14 protein-coding genes, 1 other RNA gene and 1 pseudogene are annotated in these 17,137 nt (G+C 73.4%); 7 read left to right on the plus strand and 9 right to left on the minus strand.

Annotation, left to right across the window (positions count from 1 at the left end; translation table 11 throughout):
- Positions 1-34: 34 nt before the first annotated feature.
- Both AC529_RS06820 and AC529_RS06825 read right to left on the minus strand, forming a co-directional pair.
- Positions 35-538 (minus strand): dsRBD fold-containing protein, encoded by a 504-nt coding sequence (locus AC529_RS06820; RefSeq protein WP_068754791.1) that lies wholly within the window; start codon positions 536-538, stop codon positions 35-37.
- Positions 539-645: 107 nt separating this feature from the next.
- Complete coding sequence (locus AC529_RS06825) at positions 646-1,647, minus strand: L-threonylcarbamoyladenylate synthase (protein WP_068754793.1); 1,002 nt, start codon at positions 1,645-1,647, stop codon at positions 646-648.
- Positions 1,648-1,812: 165 nt separating this feature from the next.
- Between AC529_RS06825 and AC529_RS06830 the strand changes: the two genes are divergently transcribed.
- The gene (locus tag AC529_RS06830; RefSeq protein ID WP_068754795.1) at positions 1,813-2,124 is read left to right on the plus strand and encodes a GNAT family N-acetyltransferase; all 312 of its coding nucleotides are present in this window, start codon (positions 1,813-1,815) and stop codon (positions 2,122-2,124) included.
- 125 nt (positions 2,125-2,249) lie between these two features.
- On the opposite strand, the gene AC529_RS06835 is transcribed toward AC529_RS06830, so the two are convergent.
- Positions 2,250-5,195 carry a glycoside hydrolase family 48 protein gene (locus tag AC529_RS06835; protein ID WP_068754796.1) on the minus strand — a complete coding sequence of 982 codons (2,946 nt, stop codon included), beginning with the start codon at positions 5,193-5,195 and terminating at the stop codon, positions 2,250-2,252.
- A gap of 551 nt (positions 5,196-5,746) precedes the next feature.
- Here AC529_RS06835 and AC529_RS06840 point away from each other — a divergent pair.
- Positions 5,747-6,511: an adenosylcobinamide amidohydrolase gene (locus tag AC529_RS06840; RefSeq protein WP_083948012.1), complete on the plus strand. Its 765-nt coding sequence runs from the start codon at positions 5,747-5,749 to the stop codon at positions 6,509-6,511.
- Here AC529_RS06840 and AC529_RS06845 read toward each other — a convergent pair.
- From AC529_RS06845 to AC529_RS06860, 4 genes are all read right to left on the minus strand, one after another.
- Positions 6,495-6,818, minus strand: coding sequence for a hypothetical protein (locus AC529_RS06845; RefSeq protein WP_068754797.1), 324 nt, complete (start codon positions 6,816-6,818; stop codon positions 6,495-6,497). The two genes, AC529_RS06840 and AC529_RS06845, sit on opposite strands and share 17 nt — an antisense overlap.
- Before the next feature lie 93 nt (positions 6,819-6,911).
- The gene (locus AC529_RS06850; protein ID WP_068754798.1) at positions 6,912-7,784 is read right to left on the minus strand and encodes a deoxyribonuclease IV; all 873 of its coding nucleotides are present in this window, start codon (positions 7,782-7,784) and stop codon (positions 6,912-6,914) included.
- Between the two features lie 64 nt (positions 7,785-7,848).
- The gene (locus tag AC529_RS06855; protein ID WP_068754800.1) at positions 7,849-8,349 is read right to left on the minus strand and encodes an LURP-one-related/scramblase family protein; all 501 of its coding nucleotides are present in this window, start codon (positions 8,347-8,349) and stop codon (positions 7,849-7,851) included.
- A 77-nt stretch (positions 8,350-8,426) separates the two neighbouring features.
- On the minus strand, positions 8,427-9,407 hold the full coding sequence (locus AC529_RS06860; protein WP_068754802.1) for a 2-dehydropantoate 2-reductase: 981 nt from the start codon (positions 9,405-9,407) through the stop codon (positions 8,427-8,429).
- A 209-nt stretch (positions 9,408-9,616) separates the two neighbouring features.
- On the opposite strand from AC529_RS06860, the gene AC529_RS06865 reads away from it, so the two are divergent.
- From AC529_RS06865 to AC529_RS20370, 5 genes are all read left to right on the plus strand, one after another.
- Positions 9,617-10,453: a Nif3-like dinuclear metal center hexameric protein gene (locus AC529_RS06865; protein WP_068754804.1), complete on the plus strand. Its 837-nt coding sequence runs from the start codon at positions 9,617-9,619 to the stop codon at positions 10,451-10,453.
- A 43-nt stretch (positions 10,454-10,496) separates the two neighbouring features.
- Entirely contained in the window at positions 10,497-11,240 is a 744-nt protein-coding gene (locus AC529_RS06870) for a zinc ribbon domain-containing protein (protein ID WP_068754806.1), read from the plus strand.
- A 26-nt stretch (positions 11,241-11,266) separates the two neighbouring features.
- Entirely contained in the window at positions 11,267-12,400 is a 1,134-nt protein-coding gene (locus tag AC529_RS06875; protein ID WP_068754808.1) for a bifunctional RNase H/acid phosphatase, read from the plus strand.
- Between the two features lie 55 nt (positions 12,401-12,455).
- Positions 12,456-12,837, plus strand: an RNA gene (gene rnpB, locus AC529_RS06880) — RNase P RNA component class A.
- 395 nt (positions 12,838-13,232) lie between these two features.
- The gene (locus tag AC529_RS20370) at positions 13,233-13,388 is read left to right on the plus strand and encodes a hypothetical protein (protein ID WP_232306621.1); all 156 of its coding nucleotides are present in this window, start codon (positions 13,233-13,235) and stop codon (positions 13,386-13,388) included.
- Between the two features lie 4 nt (positions 13,389-13,392).
- Here AC529_RS20370 and AC529_RS06890 read toward each other — a convergent pair whose 3' ends face one another.
- Together AC529_RS06890 and AC529_RS20375 are read right to left on the minus strand one after the other, a co-directional pair.
- A complete protein-coding gene (locus AC529_RS06890; protein WP_068754810.1) occupies positions 13,393-15,714 on the minus strand; it encodes a SulP family inorganic anion transporter in 2,322 nt (773 codons plus the stop codon).
- A gap of 1,136 nt (positions 15,715-16,850) precedes the next feature.
- Positions 16,851-17,137: pseudogene (locus AC529_RS20375) on the minus strand (hypothetical protein); the annotation flags it as partial.

Raw genomic sequence — 17,137 nt, forward strand, 5'->3', positions numbered from 1 at the left:
CCGCTGCCGGGGCCCTCGGCACCGTCACGTCCCGTCAGGTGGACTGCCAGGGCGTGCCGGTGTGGTCGACGATGTCGTCGGCCGCCGCCTGGCGCAGCCGGGTGGCCAGGTCGGACAGGGCGCGCGACACCGCCAGCTCGTCCCCGATCTCGGGGATGTCGACGTCGTCGGGGTGCTTGCGCGCCTCGCCGCGGCCGCGCAGGTTCGCCCACGTCCCAGAAGACATCTCCGCCGTGGCGAGGGTGCGTACGCTGCCGTTCTCGTGCTCCTCCGACACGGTGATGTCGACGGTCATCCGCTTCGTGGTGCGCCCGCGGTACGGCCGGTAGTCCTCGGCCCGTGCCTGGCGCGGCACGGCCGGGGCGATGCGGGCGTCAGGACCCGGGTAGACCAGGGCCTCGCGCCCCTCGTCGAGCCACCGCACCCAGTAGGGCGGGGCCCCGTCCTCCCCCTGGACCCTGAGCACCACCCCCTCGCGGGCGGGCAGGTCGTCCCGTGGACGTTCGACGATCAGCCGGTCTCCGATCTGAGCTCTCATCGGTCGGCCCTCCCCGTCGTGCCGGTGTGCACTCGCTTTCCACGACCAGGCACACCTACCCCGACGGCAGGCGCGTATTCGGGAGAAGGCCCTGTTCGGGAGGGGAGTCAGTGCGCCCGGGAGGCGCGCAGCAGGCGGTCGCGCACGGCCAGGCCGATCCCCGCCGGTTCCGGCGGGACCGCCACGACCACGTCGGCGCCCGCCGCGTCGACGTCCCGCAGCCGCTGGTAGAGCACCCGCGCGTAGTCGCGGGCCGAGGCCACCGGCGGCAGCGGGACCGCGCCCTGCGGCAGGCCCTCGGGCAGCACTTCGGCGAGCACGGCCACCCGGTGGCCCTTCTCGACCCACCGCGCGACCGTCTCGGCGGCCTCGGGAGCCTCGGCCAGCACCACCCGGGCGCGGGGGGCGTAGTGCGCGGCGAGCATGCCCGGGGCGCGGGCCGGGCCGGTGGGGGTGGCGGCCACGGGCAGGCCGGTCACGGCGGCGACGTCCTCGGCGGTGACGGCCCCGGTGCGCAGCACGGTGAGGCGGTCGCCGTCGACCTCGACGATGGTGGACTCCACGCCGACCGCGCACGGTCCGCCGTCCACCACCAGGTCGACCCGTTCTCCCAGGTCGGCGGCGACGTGTTCGGCGGTGGTGGGGCTGACCCGGCCGAACCGGTTGGCGGAGGGGGCGGCGACCCCGCCGCCGAAGCGTTCCAGCAGCGCCAGCGCGACCGGCTGGTCGGGCACCCGCAGGCCCACCGTGGCGCGCCCGCCGGTCACCGCGTCGGGCACCCGGTCGGAGCGGGGCAGGACGAGGGTCAGCGGTCCCGGCCAGAACGCCTCCGCCAGCGCGCGGGCGGGCTCCGGGAAGGACGCCGCCCAGCCGCGGGCGGCTTCGGCGGAGGCCACGTGCACGATCAGAGGGTGGTCGGCGGGGCGTCCCTTGGCGGCGAAGATGCGCGCCACCGCGTCCGGGTTCGCCGCGTCGGCGCCCAGGCCGTAGACGGTCTCGGTGGGAAAGGCGACCAGTCCGCCGCCGCGCAGCACGCGCACGGCCTCCTCCAGTGCCTCCGGTGACACGGCAAGCACGGGCGGTCGTCGCGCCGCGCCGTCGTCGCCCATCGTTCCTCCTCGCCTCGGCTGCCGTCCCGCCACGGGACCGCTCACCATGCTACGGCTGTCGCGGGGAGGGCCCCGCCGGGCGGACGCGGGGCCGGGGAAGGAGACCGCGCTGCCCGGTGTTGCCGGAGGTGACGGCCGCGAGGGCGGCTGCGGGGGAGGAGAGCCATGGACGCCAGGGTGACCGACGCTCCCGAACGGCAGCGGTACGAGATCAGGGTCGACGGAGAGGAGGTCGCCGGTTTCGTCGACTACCGGACCACCACCGACGGGCTGCTGGTCCTCACCCACACCGAGGTGGACCCCTCCTACAAGGGCAGGGGTGTGGGCGGTCGGCTGGTGCAGGGGGTGCTGGAGGACGTGCGCGCCCGGGGCGGGCGGGTGCTGGCGGTGTGCCCCTTCGCCCGGAAGTGGATCGAGCGCCATCCCGACTACGCCGACCTGGTCCACCGGGTCGAGGAGAGCCGGGTCACCGACTGAGGCGGGACGCGAAAGAAGAGGGGCCGCCCCGCGCTGTCGCACGGGGCGGCCCCGGTGGAGGGCGGTCCGCGGCAGGGGAGCACTGCACCACCGCGGACCGCCGGTCAGGACGGGCCGGTCAGGTCTCAGGACCCGAACAGCTCGTCGTGGGCGGCGAAGGCCGTGGCGATCTCCACCTGAGCCCAGAAGCGGTGGCGCTCCACGATCGGAGCGGGAACGCTGTCGGGGTTGTTCAGGTGGGCCTCAACCTGCGGCCACAGCGGGTCGTCCAGGTAGAACGACCGGATGGACAGGAAGGTCGCGCCCGGCTCGATACGGTCGCCGTTGGGCATGGTGCCCGACCAGCCCGGCGGCACGTACAGGCCCTCGGAGCCGTCCCACGGGTCGTCCAGGCGGTCCCAACTGGGCTGCTCCGGGGTGGCGATGCCGATGCTGTCGCGGTGCGCGAGCAGCGCGTCCAGCAGGCCCTCGGCCGTGGCCAGGGCCTCGGTGTCGCCTGAGCGCTCGGCGTAGTACAGCAGGGTCTTGGCCAGGGCCGCGGTCACACCGACGTCCTGGCTGTAGGAGACGACCTCGACGTGCAGGTTCGGGTTGCCGGTGTAGGTGCCCGTCCAGGTGTCGGGCTGGCCCGACCACCGCAGGTCGGAGGGAACCTGGAAGTTCTCACCGCCACCGGCGGCGTCCACGTCGGTGTGGGCGATGGCCCACGGCACCCACTTGTCGAGGATGGCCTCGGCGCGAGCGTCGCCGGTCACCTGGTAGAGCTGGGCGACGCGCTCCATGTTCCAGACCTGGAAGCCGAACCAGTTGTTGGACGGCGGGTCGTTCCACACCGGCTGCCAGTCGTAGTACATGCCGTAGAACTGCGACAGGCCGGCCGGCGGGGTGTTGTAGCTGCCCTGCCAACTGTTGGTGGCGCCACCGGCGATACCGCCCTCGGCGGATTGCAGCCACTGCAGGAACTCGAGCTGGCGCTCGAAGCTGGTCTCCCAGTCCTGGACACCGGTCGGGGAGGCGGGCTGCAACTCGGGCACCTGCGACAGGGCGTAGGCGGCGAGCACGTTCTGGTAGCCCTGGTGCGAGGAGCTGGAGCCGATGCGCCAGGCCCACGCCGAGGAGGTGTCGAGCGAGCCACCCCAGGCGTAGTACCAGGACAGCAGGTAGTGCGCGCTGTTCTTGCCGCTGCCGGCCGGGCAGGAGGACGCGCCGACGCAGTTGCCGATCTTCTTGAAGTACTTGTCGAACATCGCGTACCGCAGGTAGTCGCCCATCTTGGACGCCTTGTCCAGCAGGTCCGCGATCTCGCTCTCCTTGCCCTGCTCCTCGGCCCACTCGTGCGCCCAGAACATCACCTGGACGGCACGGGCGTCGGCGTCAGGGGCGTTGGTGTAGCGCCACTGCTTGGCGTAGCTCTGGTCCTGGGTGAACAGGTCCAGGTAGCCGTTGGGGCCGCCGTGCGAGAAGTCGTCGCACGAGGGGTGCGGGATGGTCTCCCACACCGACTCGCGCGCACCGCGCTGGTAGGTGTTGATGTAGGCGGGAGCGTCGTCGCTGCCGTCGCCGCAGAACCCGAAGCCGTAGACGTTGTCCACGTCGAGCAGCCAGTGCATGCCGTACACCTCGCTGGTGCCGTAGGTGCTGCGCAGCTCGCTGGCGAGCGGGTCCTGGCCCACCGGGACGCCGTTGGTGAGCGGCGACGGGTAGCCGTCGGAGTTGGGCTGCTCCGGGATGTAGGTCGCCGGGGAGCTCGGGTTGTAGGCGCCGTTGGTGGGCTGGTCGGCGGTACCCGGGATGATGAAGGTCTCCATCGACTCCCAGGCCTCGCGCAGCGGCTCCCAGTCACCGGTGACGCGGCCGTAGTAGGCCTCCAGCCACAGGTAGTAGCTGAACGCCTCGGAGGTGGTCTGGTGGCCGTGGTCCGGAGCCTCGACGATCATGGTCTCCACCGAGTGGTAGGGGACCAGCAGGCCGTCGAACTCGCGGAAGTAGCCGCTGGAGGGGTCCTTGATCTTCTCGTACTGCTCCAGGAACGCCTGGTCGTAGGAGCTGGTGTTCGGGTCGATCTCGCGGACCGTCACCTCGGCGGGGTCGTGGCCGGGCGCGCTGACGGTGAAGACCGCCTCGGCGAGCTCACCGCCGTTGTCGGCGGAGGCGACCGTGACCTTCTGCGGGGTGTTCCAGTTGTTGGGGGTGAACTGGAGCTGGCTGCTGCCCGAGACGGTCAGGTCGGAGCTTCCGGAGGTGCGTGCGACGGTGGCCGTGACGTTGCCCGAGGGCTGGTTGGACAGCTTCACCTCGAACTCGGCGGTCCCGCCCTGCGGCACCCGGACGGTGGCCGGGGAGGCGATCACGGCGGCCGCGTCCAGCACCCGCACTGCGACGGGGGAGGAGACGGTGCGCGCACCGTCGTCGTCGTAGGCGATCGCGGTCACCGAGTGCGAGCCGACGGTCGGGTTGGTCCAGGTGTAGCTGTAGGGGGAGGTGGTGTCGGTGCCGATCACGGTGTTGCCGACCGCGAACTCCACCCGGTCGATCGTGCCGTCGGGGTCGGAGGCGGTGGCGGTGAACTGGATCGGCTCGCTGACCAGGAAGGTCGAGTTGTTCGCCGGGGCGGTCAGCGTGACCTCGGGCGGCAGGTTGGCGGGCTGGGCGCCGTTGCAGGTGACACCGTTGACGGTGAAGCTCTGCGGGGCGTTGTTGGAGCCGCTGTAGGTGGCCTGGAACCCGAAGGAGACGGTGGACCCCGGAGCGATGGTGGTGTTCCACGCGGGGTAGGTCACGGTGACGTTGGGGCCGCTCTGGCTGACCGTGCCGTTCCAGAGATTGGTGATCTGCTGGTTGCCGGGGAAGGTCCAGCCCACCGTCCAGTTCTGGATGGGCTCGTTGCCTTCGTTGGTCACCTTGACTTCGGCGACGAACCCGCTGCCCCAGTCGTTGGAGTCGTTGTAGTCGACGGAGCAGGCGACGGCCGCGTGCGCGACGCCGGGGGAGAGCACCGCGGCGGCCAGTGCCGCTGCGATGACGCCCGATGCCGCCGCCCGCCAGCGCCGGGGGGACAGTAATGTTCGCATGGTCGGAAAGAACCTCCGGATTTCCCGGTCCCGGAGCCGCCGGGCCAGTCTTCGGCATGCCGACAACCGGCGCGGCCTGCTGCGGGACCGCGTCGTCACGAGAATTCGGTGAAAGGGAGGATTGCCGCGGGCCCGGGAGGCGGACTCCGCGACCGCGGGACGGGAGACGAGTGGTGACTTCTCCCGGCGGCGCGTGTTGCGGTGGGGGATGGGTGAAACCGGCGGCGCCGGTTCCGGTCGTCTCCTCTCTTCCGGGGCCACTGGCTTGGGAGCGCTCCCAGAGTGCTGGTCGGCCACAGGCTCGCCCCTCGGGGTGGTGGGGGCTCGCCCCGAGGGGGTGCGCCTGTGGCCTGGGTCACGGGAGCGCTCCCACGCAGGAGGGTAACGCTCTGGAAGTGCGGTGTAAACCCCCTGTAAAGAGAGAATCTGGCGAACCGTGAAAGTGCGCACACCCACAGTTGCGTCTGTCCTGCTGGGAGGCTCCGAAGCAGAACCGGCACACCGGCCCGCCGTTAGAGTGGCCCCCGCGGAACCGGGACGGAAGGCGGGCGATGGACGCGGCACGTGCGCTGGACACGGAGACGGTCGGCGGCGCGCTCCTCACGGCGCAGTTGTGGTGGCGCCGCGAGGACGGACGCGACCTGGCCGCCCTGCTGTGGCAGGCCGGTCCCGGATGGCGCATGGCCTCGTCCGGGGTGCTGGGCGGCGGACTTGGGGCGCGCGACCACGTCCTCAACGCCCAGGTCGACGGCGACTACCGGCGTACCGACCCGGACCGGCACCTCGCCGAACTCGCCGCCCGCCGCGGTGCGACCGGCACGGGGGTGGGCATGCTCACCGCCGCCGACGTGAGCCGGGCCCGCTTCGCCGCCGACCACGGAGCAGAGGCCCTGGTCACCGTCGGCCTGGGCCGCCCCACCTGGGCGGCGGCCGACCCCGCGCTCGACGAGGCCCGCCTGCCCGCGGACGGCCACCGGCCCGGCACGATCAACATCCTCGTCGCGGTGCCCGCGCCGATGTCGGACGCGGCCCTGGTCAACCTGGTCGCCACCGCCACCGAGGCCAAGGTCCAGGCGCTGCTGGAGAGCGGCTACGCCTGCACCGGAACGGCCTCCGACGCGGTCTGCGTGGCCGCCCTCGTCGCCGACACCCCCGAAGCGGAGCGCGAGCCCTTCGGCGGGGTGCGCTCCCGCTGGGGCGGCAGGGTGGCCCGCGCGGTCCACGCGGCGGTGGCCGAGGGCGCTCGCGCCGAAATGGTCCGACCCGGAGCGGGCCGTCCGGACGACCGGGCGCGGCGGCTCACTCGCCGTCGATGATGTCCGGCACGTAGTACTCGTCCACCGGCACCGGCCCCCGGTAGCCCTGGCACATGCACTGCCGGTAGGTGTGGGTCCGCTCCCCGGTCCACCGCCCCGGAATCACCACCTGGGCCTGGCAGAGTTTGTTCTTCTGGTCGTGGAAGACCAGGTGGTGGCCGCACCCGCAGATCGGCTGCGGGGTGCGCGGAGCCTGGTCGAGGGCGGGCTGGGCGTCCTGGCGGGGACGCCGATTGGGTAGGAGACGCCCCACCAGTACCCCTCCCAGTGCGAGCATCGCGCCGACCACCAGACTCACGGGATCCATGGCGGTGTGCCCTCCAATCGCGCTCTTCCTCCCATTCTGACCCATCCACCCGGCGCTTGGCTGCCCCGCGGACGGGGTTTCCGCGCGGCGCCGCTACTCCGTCGGTACCCCGCAGACCTGGGCGCGCAGCCGCTTCAGTGTCGCCACGTCGCGCGCGTGCGGCCCCTCGGGGCCCGGGGTCTCCACCACGACCGGCACCCCCGCCGACACCGGGTGGACGAACAGCTCCGCGAACGGATCGGCGCCGATGTGGCCCGCCCCGATCCCGGCGTGCCGGTCCCGGCGGCTCCCGCAGGGCGCCGCCGAGTCGTTGGCGTGCACCAGGCGCAGCCGCTCGGCGCCGACGACCTCGCCGAACCGGTCCAGCATCGCCCGCATCCCGGCCCGGGTGGAGATGTCGTGGCCCGCGCCGTACATGTGCGCGGTGTCCAGGCACACGCCCGCCTTGGGATGGCGGTCCACGGCGTCCAGGTACTCGGCGACGTCGTCCACGGTGGCGCAGAGCACCTGCCCCTGCCCGGCCATCGGCTCCATCAGCACGGCGGGCGCGTCGTCGTCCAGGGACTCCAGGATCGGCAGCAGCCGCGTCCGCATTCGCTCCAGGCCGGCCTCCCGGCCTCCGCGCACCGCCGAACCGGTGTGCACCACCACGCCGCGCGCGCCGATCTGCGCGCCGCGCCGCAGCGTGTGCTCCAGGCTGGCCACGGACCGGGCGGCCACCTCCTCCTCGGGGGAGCCCAGGTTGATCAGGTAGCAGGCGTGGACGAAGACGGGCAGGCCGGTGCGGGCGCGCAGCAGCGCGTCCTGTTCGGGGTCGCCCGCCGGGCGCGCCCAGCCGCGCGGGTTGGTGACGAAGACCTGGACGGCCTCGGCCCCGACCGCGTCGGCATAGGTCAGACCGCGCCTGGCCAGACCACCGGAGACGGGGACGTGCGCCCCCACCGGAGAGGAAGAGGGGTGGACCATGGCCGACCAGCCTAGTGCCGCCCAGGCCGCGGCGGGCTCGGGGCGGACCAGACCGCCCCGAGCCTCACTTCTCGCCGTCGCCGGTGAGCGCCTCCACGCACACCGCAACACTGAGCACCAGGGCCACGTCCCCGCCCGCGTCGGAGCGGTGCGTGTTGACGTCCACCGCATAGGTGTCGCGCAGCCGGAACCACTTGCGGGAGACGATCGCGATCGGCCCGTCGGCGTCGCTGATGGTGTACTCCTTGCCGAGGAAGTCCCCGGTGATCGTCCACTCGCCGCCCGACTCCAGCTCCACGACGAGCTTCTCCTTGATCGGGTCGAACAGGCGCTCGCGCACCTTCGCCACGGGCTCGCCGTCGCGGGAGATGGTCATCGTGTCGCGGACCGACAGCAGCTTCTCGCGGATGCGGTAGAGCTCGTTGCCCTCCCGGTCCTGGAGCTCGAACGTCTTGCGGAGGCGCAGCGCCTTGCCGTCGACGTAGAAGACGCGGTTGCCCTCCTCGTCCTCCACCCAGTAGTCCTCGCCGATGTCGAAGATGCGCTCGCGAACCAGGAACTTCACCGTGGGCCTCGTCTCTTCTCGGTTGGCCGCCGACACCGCGACGTTACTGGGCGGCCGGCCCGGTGGCCAGAGGGGGCTCAGCCGATCCCGGCCGGCACCACCGGCTGTAGGCCGGCCGTCCCGCCCGGGTCCAGCGCGCGCAGCAGCGTCAGCACCGTGCGGTTGAGCGGCACCGGGATGCCGTGCCGGTCCGCGGCGCGCACCACCGCCCCGGGGAGCAGGTCGTGTTCCACCGCGCGCCCCGCCAACCGGTCCCGCAGCATCGGGGTCCCGCCGTGCGGGTGCATCGCGGTGAAGAAGTCGAGGGTCTGCTCCACGTCGTCGGCGGCCAGCCGCGCTCCCTCGGCCCGGCCCACCGTCACGGCCTCGGTGAGCATGCCGCGCGCCAGCTCCCGCACGTCGGGATGGTGCAGCACACCGACCCGGCGCAGGGTGAGCGCGGTCAGCGGGCCGGCGGCCAGGCCGATCAGCAGTTTGCGCCAGGCCGCGGTGGTGAAGTCCTTCTCGCAGGCCACCTCCACCTCCGTACCGGCCAGCAGTTCGGCCAGCGCCGCTCCCGCCTCCCCGGCCGGGACGACGATGCGGCGTCCCCACCGGTGCCGGACGTGCCCGGGGCCGAGGCGTTCGGCGCTGAGGTACACCAGGGCCGGGAGCAGCTCGCCCATGGCGAGCAGCGGGCCGACGCGTTCGTGGTGGTCCACACCGTTCTGCAGCACCACCACCCGGGTGGAGAAACCGGTCAGCCGCCGGATCCAGGTGAGGGTCCGCGGGGTGTCGTGCGCGCGGACGGCCAGCAGCAGCCAGTCCACCGGGGCAGAGACCATGGAGGGGGTGGTGATCGCGGGCAGGCGCAGCCGACGGTGCCGACCGTCGCGCTCCACCGTCAGTACGTCCGGCGCGCGGCGCACGCACAGGGTGACCCGGTGGCCGGCCTCGTAGGCCGCCTCGGCCAGGAGCGTGCCGATCGCCCCCGCCCCCAGGACGGCGACGTGCTGTTGGGTGCGTCCGCTCGGTGGAGCGGCCCGCAGGGAGGCCTCCGTGGTCGTCGATTGGGTCAACGGTCACCTCCGAAACAGAGGAACAGCCGCGGGTCTCGCGGCGCGAGCCGATGCTCCGACCGACGTGTTTCGGTCGCGTGACCGCGAACGGAAACGGCGGTTAAACCGTTGCCTCGGGGCCCCGGGCGGCACCGCCGACGGGCGTCGGCACACCTCCGCCGCACCGCCCGCCCCGAGGCGTTACGCTGCCCTGCGTGAGTCCTTCACCGTTGACACTGCACGAGGTGACCGCCGCCTTCGAGGCGGTCTACGACCCCTCCTGGGCGGCGTCCTGGGACGCGGTGGGACTGGTGTGCGGGGACCCCGAACAGCACGTGCGCCGGATCCTGTTCGCGGTGGACCCGGTGGCCGCGGTCGTCGCCGAGGCCGAGGAGTGGGGCGCCGACCTGGTCGTCACCCACCACCCGCTGCTGCTGCGCGGAGTCACCAGCGTGGCCGCCACCACACCCAAGGGGCGCCTGGTGCACCGGCTGATCCGCTCCGGCATCGCCCTGTACACCGCGCACACCAACGCCGACACCGCAGCGCCCGGCGTCTCCGACGCGCTCGCCGCCGCCGTCGGACTGGACGGGCCACTGCGCCCGCTCGACCCCGACCCCACCGACCCCGAGGGACGGCGCGGCATCGGCCGGATCGGCGAGCTCGCCGAACCGGTGACCGCGCGCGACTTCGCCGCCAGGGCGGCACGCGGCCTGCCCGCCACCGCCACCGGGCTGCGCGTGGCCGGAGACCTGGACCGCACGGTGCGCACGGTCGCGGTCTCCGGCGGCGCGGGCGACTCCCTGCTGGGCGCGGCCCGCGCCGCGGGCGTGGACCTGTTCCTCACCGCAGACCTGCGCCACCACCCGGCGTCGGAGTTCGCCGAGCACGGCGACATCGTGCTGGTCGACGCCGCGCACTGGGCGACCGAGTGGCCCTGGCTCGCCGACGGGGCGGCCCGGCTCCGCGACGCGCTGGGCGGGGACCGGGCTAACGTGGAGATCCGCGTGTCGACAGTCGTCACCGACGCCTGGGAACAGTCGTTCGGCGCCGCGGCCCCGGCCTGAGCGGCGCCGACACCGCCGTCTTCGAGAACAGAACAGAGGACCATTGAGAGCAGAACCCGACCACCAGGTCCGACTGCTCGACCTCCAGGAGGTCGACGCCGAACTGGACCGGCTCAACCACCGGATGCGCACGCTGCCCGAGCACGAACAGGTCCAGCGGCTGGACGCCCGGCTCACGGAGCTGCGCGACCGGTTGGCGGTCGTCGAGACGGAGCTGCGCGACCTCGAACGGGAGCAGCGCAAGGCCGAACGCGACGTGGAGCAGGTGCGCGTGCGAGCCGAACGCGACACCCGGCGGCTGGAGTCCGGCCAGGTCTCCTCCCCCAAGGAACTGGAGAGCTTGCAGTCGGAGATCGCCTCGCTGGCGCGCCGCCAGAGCGAACTGGAAGACATCGTCCTCGAGGTGATGGAACGCCAGGAGAACGCCGAGGCCCGCCGGGCCGAACTGGAACGCGAGGTGGCCGAGGCCGAAGCCGAGCGTGAGAGCGCCGACAACCGCCGCTCCGAGTCGGTGCTGCGCATCCGCGACGAACTCGACTCCGCCGCCCAGCGGCGTGCCCGGATCGCCGGGGAGATCCCCGCCGACCTGCTCGGCCTCTACGAGAAGCTGCGGGAGCAGAACGCGGGGGTCGGCGCGGCGGCGCTGCGCTACGGCCGCTGCGAGGGCTGCAAGCTGGAACTGAGCACGGCCGAGCTGCGGGAACTGCGCACGGCCGAGCCGGACGAGGTGACGCGCTGCGAGAACTGCCGCCGCATCCTGGTGCGTGTCCCGGACTCCGGGCTGTGACCGCGACGGGGCCGGAGGGGGTACGGATGGGGCGCAGACTCGTCGTCGAGGCGGACGGAGGATCGCGGGGCAACCCCGGGCCGGCGGGCTACGGTGCGCTGGTCCGCGACGCCGGCACCGGTGAACTCCTGGCGGAGGTCGCCGAGCCGATCGGGGAGGCCACCAACAACGTCGCCGAGTACCGGGGGCTCATCGCGGGGCTGGAGGCGGTCGCCGACATCGACCCGGCCGCCTCCGTGGAGGTCCGCATGGACTCCAAACTCGTGGTCGAGCAGATGTCGGGCCGGTGGAAGATCAAGCACCCGGCCTTGCAGCCGCTGGCCCTCCGGGCCCGGGAGGTCGCCGCGTCACTGGGAGCGGTGTCCTACCGGTGGGTGCCGCGGTCGCAGAACGCGCACGCCGACCGGCTCGCCAACGAGGCGATGGACGGCGCGGCCCGCAGGCAGCGCGTCAGGACGGCCGAACCGGTGCAGGCGGCCGAACCGGTCGAGCCGGAGCCCTGGAGGAAGACCGACGACACCGCGCTGGGCTGGGGGGCGGCGGACACCGCCCCCACACGGCTGCTGCTGCTGCGCCACGGCCAGACCCCGCTGTCGGTGGAGCGGCGCTTCGCGGGGATCGGCGACATCCCGCTCACCGAGGTCGGCCACGAGCAGGCCAGGGCGGCGGCGCGGCGGATCGCGGGACTCCCCGTCGACGCGGTCGTCTCCTCCCCGCTGCGCCGCGCCCGCGACACCGCCCGGTATGCGGCCGAGGCGCTGGGGCTGGAGACGGTGGTGGAGGAGGACTTCCGCGAGACCGACTTCGGCGAGTGGGAGGGCATGACCTTCGCCGAGGCGCGGCGGCACGCTCCCCGGGAGCTGAACCGCTGGCTGGCCGACCCGGAGGCCGCCCCGCCCGGCGGGGAGAGCTTCGCCGCGGTGGCCCGCCGCGTCGCCCGGGCCCGCGACCGGCTGCTGGCCCGCTACCGGGGCCGCACCGTGCTGGTGGTCAGCCACGTCACCCCGATCAAGGTGCTGGTGCAGCAGGCCATGCTCGCCCCGTTGCAGGCGCTGTACCGGATGCACCTGGACGTCGCGTGCCTGTGCGAGATCCACTGCTTCAGCGACGGCCCGATGGTGGTGCGCTCCCTCAACGACACCGGCCACCTGGTGTCCTGAGAGCGCCGCCGCACCGCAGGAGGGCAGGCGCAGAGGACGTAGAATCGGAAGAAGGGGAGTCGGCCAGACGGTCGCGGCACCGCAGCACGGTGTCGAGGAAAGTCCGGACTCCACAGGGCAGGGTGGTCGGTAACACCGACCCGGGGCGACCCGCGGGACAGTGCCACAGAAAACAGACCGCCGCCCCTCGCGGGCGGTAAGGGTGAAACGGTGGTGTAAGAGACCACCAGCGGCCGGAGTGATCCGGTCGGCTCGGTAAACCCCACCCGGAGCAAGGTCAGGAGGGGGACTCCGGTCCCCTGCACGGACGTTCGAGGGCGGCCCGTCCGAAGTCCGTGGGTAGACCGCACCGAGGCCGTTGGCAACAGCGGTCCCAGATGGATGGCCGTCCGGCCCGCACGGGCCGACAGAATCCGGCTTATCGGCCGACTCCCCTTCTCCCACCCTTGTGACCTGGGCCGGGGAGTCCAGGAGTCGGCCGTGTTCGCTCTCGGTTCGCTGGAGTTCCGCCCGCCCGTCTCCCCTGCCCCCTCCGGCGCACCGGCCCCCCGCTCCGCCGCGGGGTGGAGGGGCCCGGACCTGCGGGCCTGCCTCCCGTGCCCCGTCGGCCCGGTGCCGCTCCCGGTTTCGGCTGCTGTCGGAAAGCGGATTGCGGTCACCGGAAAGACCGCCGTGCACGGTCCGCCGCACGGCGAAGCCGCTGGTCGTCCCGGTCGGAAGGGAGCTGCGGGCCGCGGACCGGCACCGAAGCTCCGGTACGGTCTGGGGGTTGCCGCCGCTCACCGTTACATTGGGGGAGACGCAGCGGCTTCCCAGACCCGAGTCGGTGAGTATGAGCCCCACGATCTACCTGCTGATGTTCGGCCTCCCCATCGTCGCGATCGCCGTCATCATCGGACTCGCCTTCTACCAGGCGTCCCCGGTGGCCAACGAGGAGCGGGAGCCCGACGAACCCCAGCAGGACCAGGGAGACCAAGAGGAGGCGTAGCCGCTCACTCCGGTGCGGGCTGTCCGGCCGACGACTGCTCCCCGGGGTGCGGGGCGGGCAGCACCCCGGCGTCCACGGCCACGAACCGGCCGGTCGTCTCGTCGAGCACGTGCACCGTGGCCGTCTCCAGGTCGAAGTACATGCCGACCAGTTCCAGCAGCCCCCGGTCGCGCCGGTCGCGCACCACCGGGTAGCCGAGCAGGTTGTGCAACTGCTGGACCACGTTGTCCTGGGACAGGCGGCGCACCGCCTCGGCGGGGGGAAGCCCGTCTCCGGCTCCGCCGAGCGGGGCCGGTCCGGGGGCGGCATGGCGCAGCCAGCGGCCCAGCGCCCCCAGCTCCACGGTGTCGCGGCGGTGCGGCGGAAGACCGTCCAGTACCGCCCGCATCGCCCCGCAGTGCGAGTGCCCGCACACCACGACGGACCGCACTCCCAGCACCGCCACCGCGTACTCGATCGCGGAGGCGACGGAGTCGTCCGGCGGGTGCGCCCCGTGCGGCGGGACCAGGTTGCCCACGTTGCGCACGGTGAACAGGTCGCCGGGGCCGCTCGCGGTGATCAGATTGGGCACCACCCGCGAGTCGGCGCACGCGATGAACAGCGAGTGCGGGCGCTGCCCCTGGGCCAGGCGGCTCATCAGCGTACGCATCCGCTCGGTGGTGGAGGCGTGGTACTCCCGGGCGCCGGCCAGCAGCAGGCCCGACGCGGTGGGGCTGTGGCCGCTGTCGAGCCGCAGGGCCCAGGGAGCCCACCAGCGGGCCAGGCCCGCGGGCGCGGTCTTGGCGGCGGGGGCGGTCCCGCTGGAGTTGCGCTCGTACCAGTTCTCGTGCACTTCGTCGATGTCCACGCTGCCGCCTCCGCGCTCGTGGTCCACCCGCCAGGCGTGGATCGACTCGAACGCCGCGTGGTCCATGAAGTCCACGTGCAGGTCCAGGTCCACGTGCGTACCGGCCGGCACGGTGCGCAGCACCTGGGCCACCCGGGGCACCCCCAGGAACGTCAGGGACCCCTGCACCACCACGTGCCAGCGGCCGGGACGCTGCTCGGTGCGCACAGTCACCCCGGTCAGGCGGCGCAGCGCCACCAGGACCGCCAGGGCGAAGCCGACCAGCACCCCCTCGACCAGCCCCAACAGCACCACGCCGACCAGGGTCGCCGCGTAGACTCCGGCCTCGTGCCGGCGCCGCAGGTCGCGCAGGTGCGCCAGGTTGACCATCTGCACCCCGATGGCGACCAGCAGGCCGGCCAGCGCCGCCACCGGGATGAGGGCCACGACGTCGCTGAACAGGGTCACGAACAGCACGATCCACACGCCGTGCAGCACTGCCGAGAGCGGGGTGCGCCCGCCGGCCCGGACATTGGCGGTGCTGCGCACGATCACCCCGGCGACAGGAAGCCCGCCCAGCAGACCGCTGGCGAGGTTGGCCGCCCCCTGTCCGGCGAGTTCGCGGTCCAGACGCACCCTGCGCCCGTCGTGCAGGCGGTCCACGGCGATGGCGCACAGCAGCGACTCCACGCTCGCCACCAGCGCCACGGTGACCACCGCGAACGCCACGCCGTGCACCTGGTCGACCTCGGGGAGCAGGGGCCCCTGCCACAGTTCTGTGAAGGAGTCGGGCAGGTCGACCCGCTCCACCGGCCAGTTCCCGGCCCAGGTCACCAGGGTCACCGCGGCCACCGCGACCAGTGGGGCCGGGACGCCGCGCGGACGCAGCCGCCCCAGGCCGGGCAGGCGGGACCAGACCAGCAGGACCGCGATGGTCAGCAGCCCGGCCGCGACCGCGGGCGTGTGGTTGTCCCGGATCTGCCGCGGCAGTTCCAGGAGGTTGGCCACCGCAGAGCTCTGCGGCTCCCCGCCGAGGACCACGTGCAGTTGTGCGAGCGCGATGGTGATGCCGATCCCGGCGAGCATGCCGTGGACGACGGCGGGGGAGACGGCCAGGGCGGAGCGCGCCACCCGGAACAGCCCCAACGCCAGTTGGAGGAGCCCGGCCAGCGCGGTGATCAGGCAGGTCACCCTCCAGCCGTAGGCGGCGACGAGTTCCGCGACGATCAGGGCCAGACCGGCGGCGGGACCGCTGACCTGCACGGCAGAGCCGCCGAGGGAGGCGGCCACGATCCCGCCCACGGCGGCGGCGACGATCCCGGCGACGAGCGGGGCGCCGGAGGCGACGGCGATGCCCAGCGACAGCGGCACGGCGATGAGGAAGACCACCAGGGAGGCGCCGAGGTCGCCGGGCAGGGTGCGCAGCAGCGTGGGGCTGCGCGGAGGAGGGAGAGCCGCCGTGGTCCGGTCCGGCCGCGGGTCTTGGACGTCTTCACGCACGGGTGCTCCTCGGGTCGGGACGGCTGGGGCAGCGCGGCGCCCGGGGCCGGCGGGCCGCCTCTCGCCGTGCGGGTGCGGGAGACGGGCCGGGGCCGGAACGGGGCACGTGCCGCAGGTCCCGTCCGGGACACGGTACGGAGTCGTGCGGTGACCGAACGCCGCTGTCAGGGTCCGACAGTAGCGGAACGGGAGGAGGCCGGAGGGGGTTTTCGGAGAACGATTACGGTTGTCGTTGCGGATCCCGGTCGGCCGAACCGAGAGCGGGGGAAGGCTGGGCCGCTCCGGGCGGTCCGGCGTGTACCCGGATCGGGCGGTTCTGCTGTTCGACGTGGTGGCGCAGCACTCCGAGCGGTGCGCCGCGCAGGCTCCCGGCGAAGCAGGAGCCCGGACACGGCTCGGTCCCCGGTAGCGGTGGCGGGCAGGCGCGGGGCACTCCTGGCGCAGCCGTATCCGTGCGCCCGCCCCGCACGACCTGTTCCATACGCTCCAGGCGGGTGCCGGTCCCGACGCCTCCCGGTCGCCTTCCGTGCCAGCCGTGAACCAAGGGCAGGGCGCGGCGTGCGGCTGCGGTGGGCAGCGTCCGCCTCCAGTCGGCACCGGGTGGACGGCAGGCAGGCCCGCGCGCCCGAACCGCCCTGCGGCTCGGACGGCGAGCTGTCCGGGCCGCGCGTCACCGGGCGGGGGATCCCCCGCAGCGCGCGTGGCGGGGCGGAGGGTCGGCGGTGGTGCTCCAGCAGGCGCCTGGCTGGGAACGTCGCCCACCGGCTTCTGCGCCTCGACCACCGCCAGGCGAGCCGGTTCACCCGTACTGCCCGCCTCCCGGTCACTGCGGGCGGAAAGCCGCGCCTGCCGAAGCGGCCACGTCCAGCGTGGCCGCGGTCGAGGACGCGTCCGCCCGCCCGGATGGCGATCGATCGCCGGTTCCCCGCAGCAGGCGTGCCCGGCCTGCGGCGCGCTCACCGAGCCGATGCTGTTGACGTCCCGGTCGTGGACCCGCCGTGCGGGGCGGCCCACGACCGGGACGTCAACGCCGCGCGCAGCGTCCTCGCCGCCGGACACCCGGGGAGACAGCAAGCCGCAGAAGTGCCGCGCACGCGGCACCGGCTGAATCCCCGGCCGTCACGCCGGAAGGCGCGTCAGCGGTAGCGGTAGCCGTCGGGATCCTCGTCGAAGCGGCCTCCCGGCCCCGGAGGCTGCCACTGGCCGGGCTGGTCGTACCCCGGTTCGCCGTATCCGCCGGGCGGAGCCGGGGGCTGGCGCGGGTAGTCGCCCAGCAGGTCGGGATAGGCCGGGTAGGGCTGTGCTCCGCCGGGGGGAGTGGGCGGGTAGTCGGCTCGGGTGTGGGAGCCGGTGTCGTAGGAGCCGAAGGAGCCCGTGTCGTAGGAGGAGGGGCCGTAGCCGCCGGGGACGGGCTCGGCCGGAC

Source organism: Thermobifida cellulosilytica TB100 (assembly GCF_001517975.1).
GTDB classification, from domain to species: domain Bacteria; phylum Actinomycetota; class Actinomycetes; order Streptosporangiales; family Streptosporangiaceae; genus Thermobifida; species Thermobifida cellulosilytica.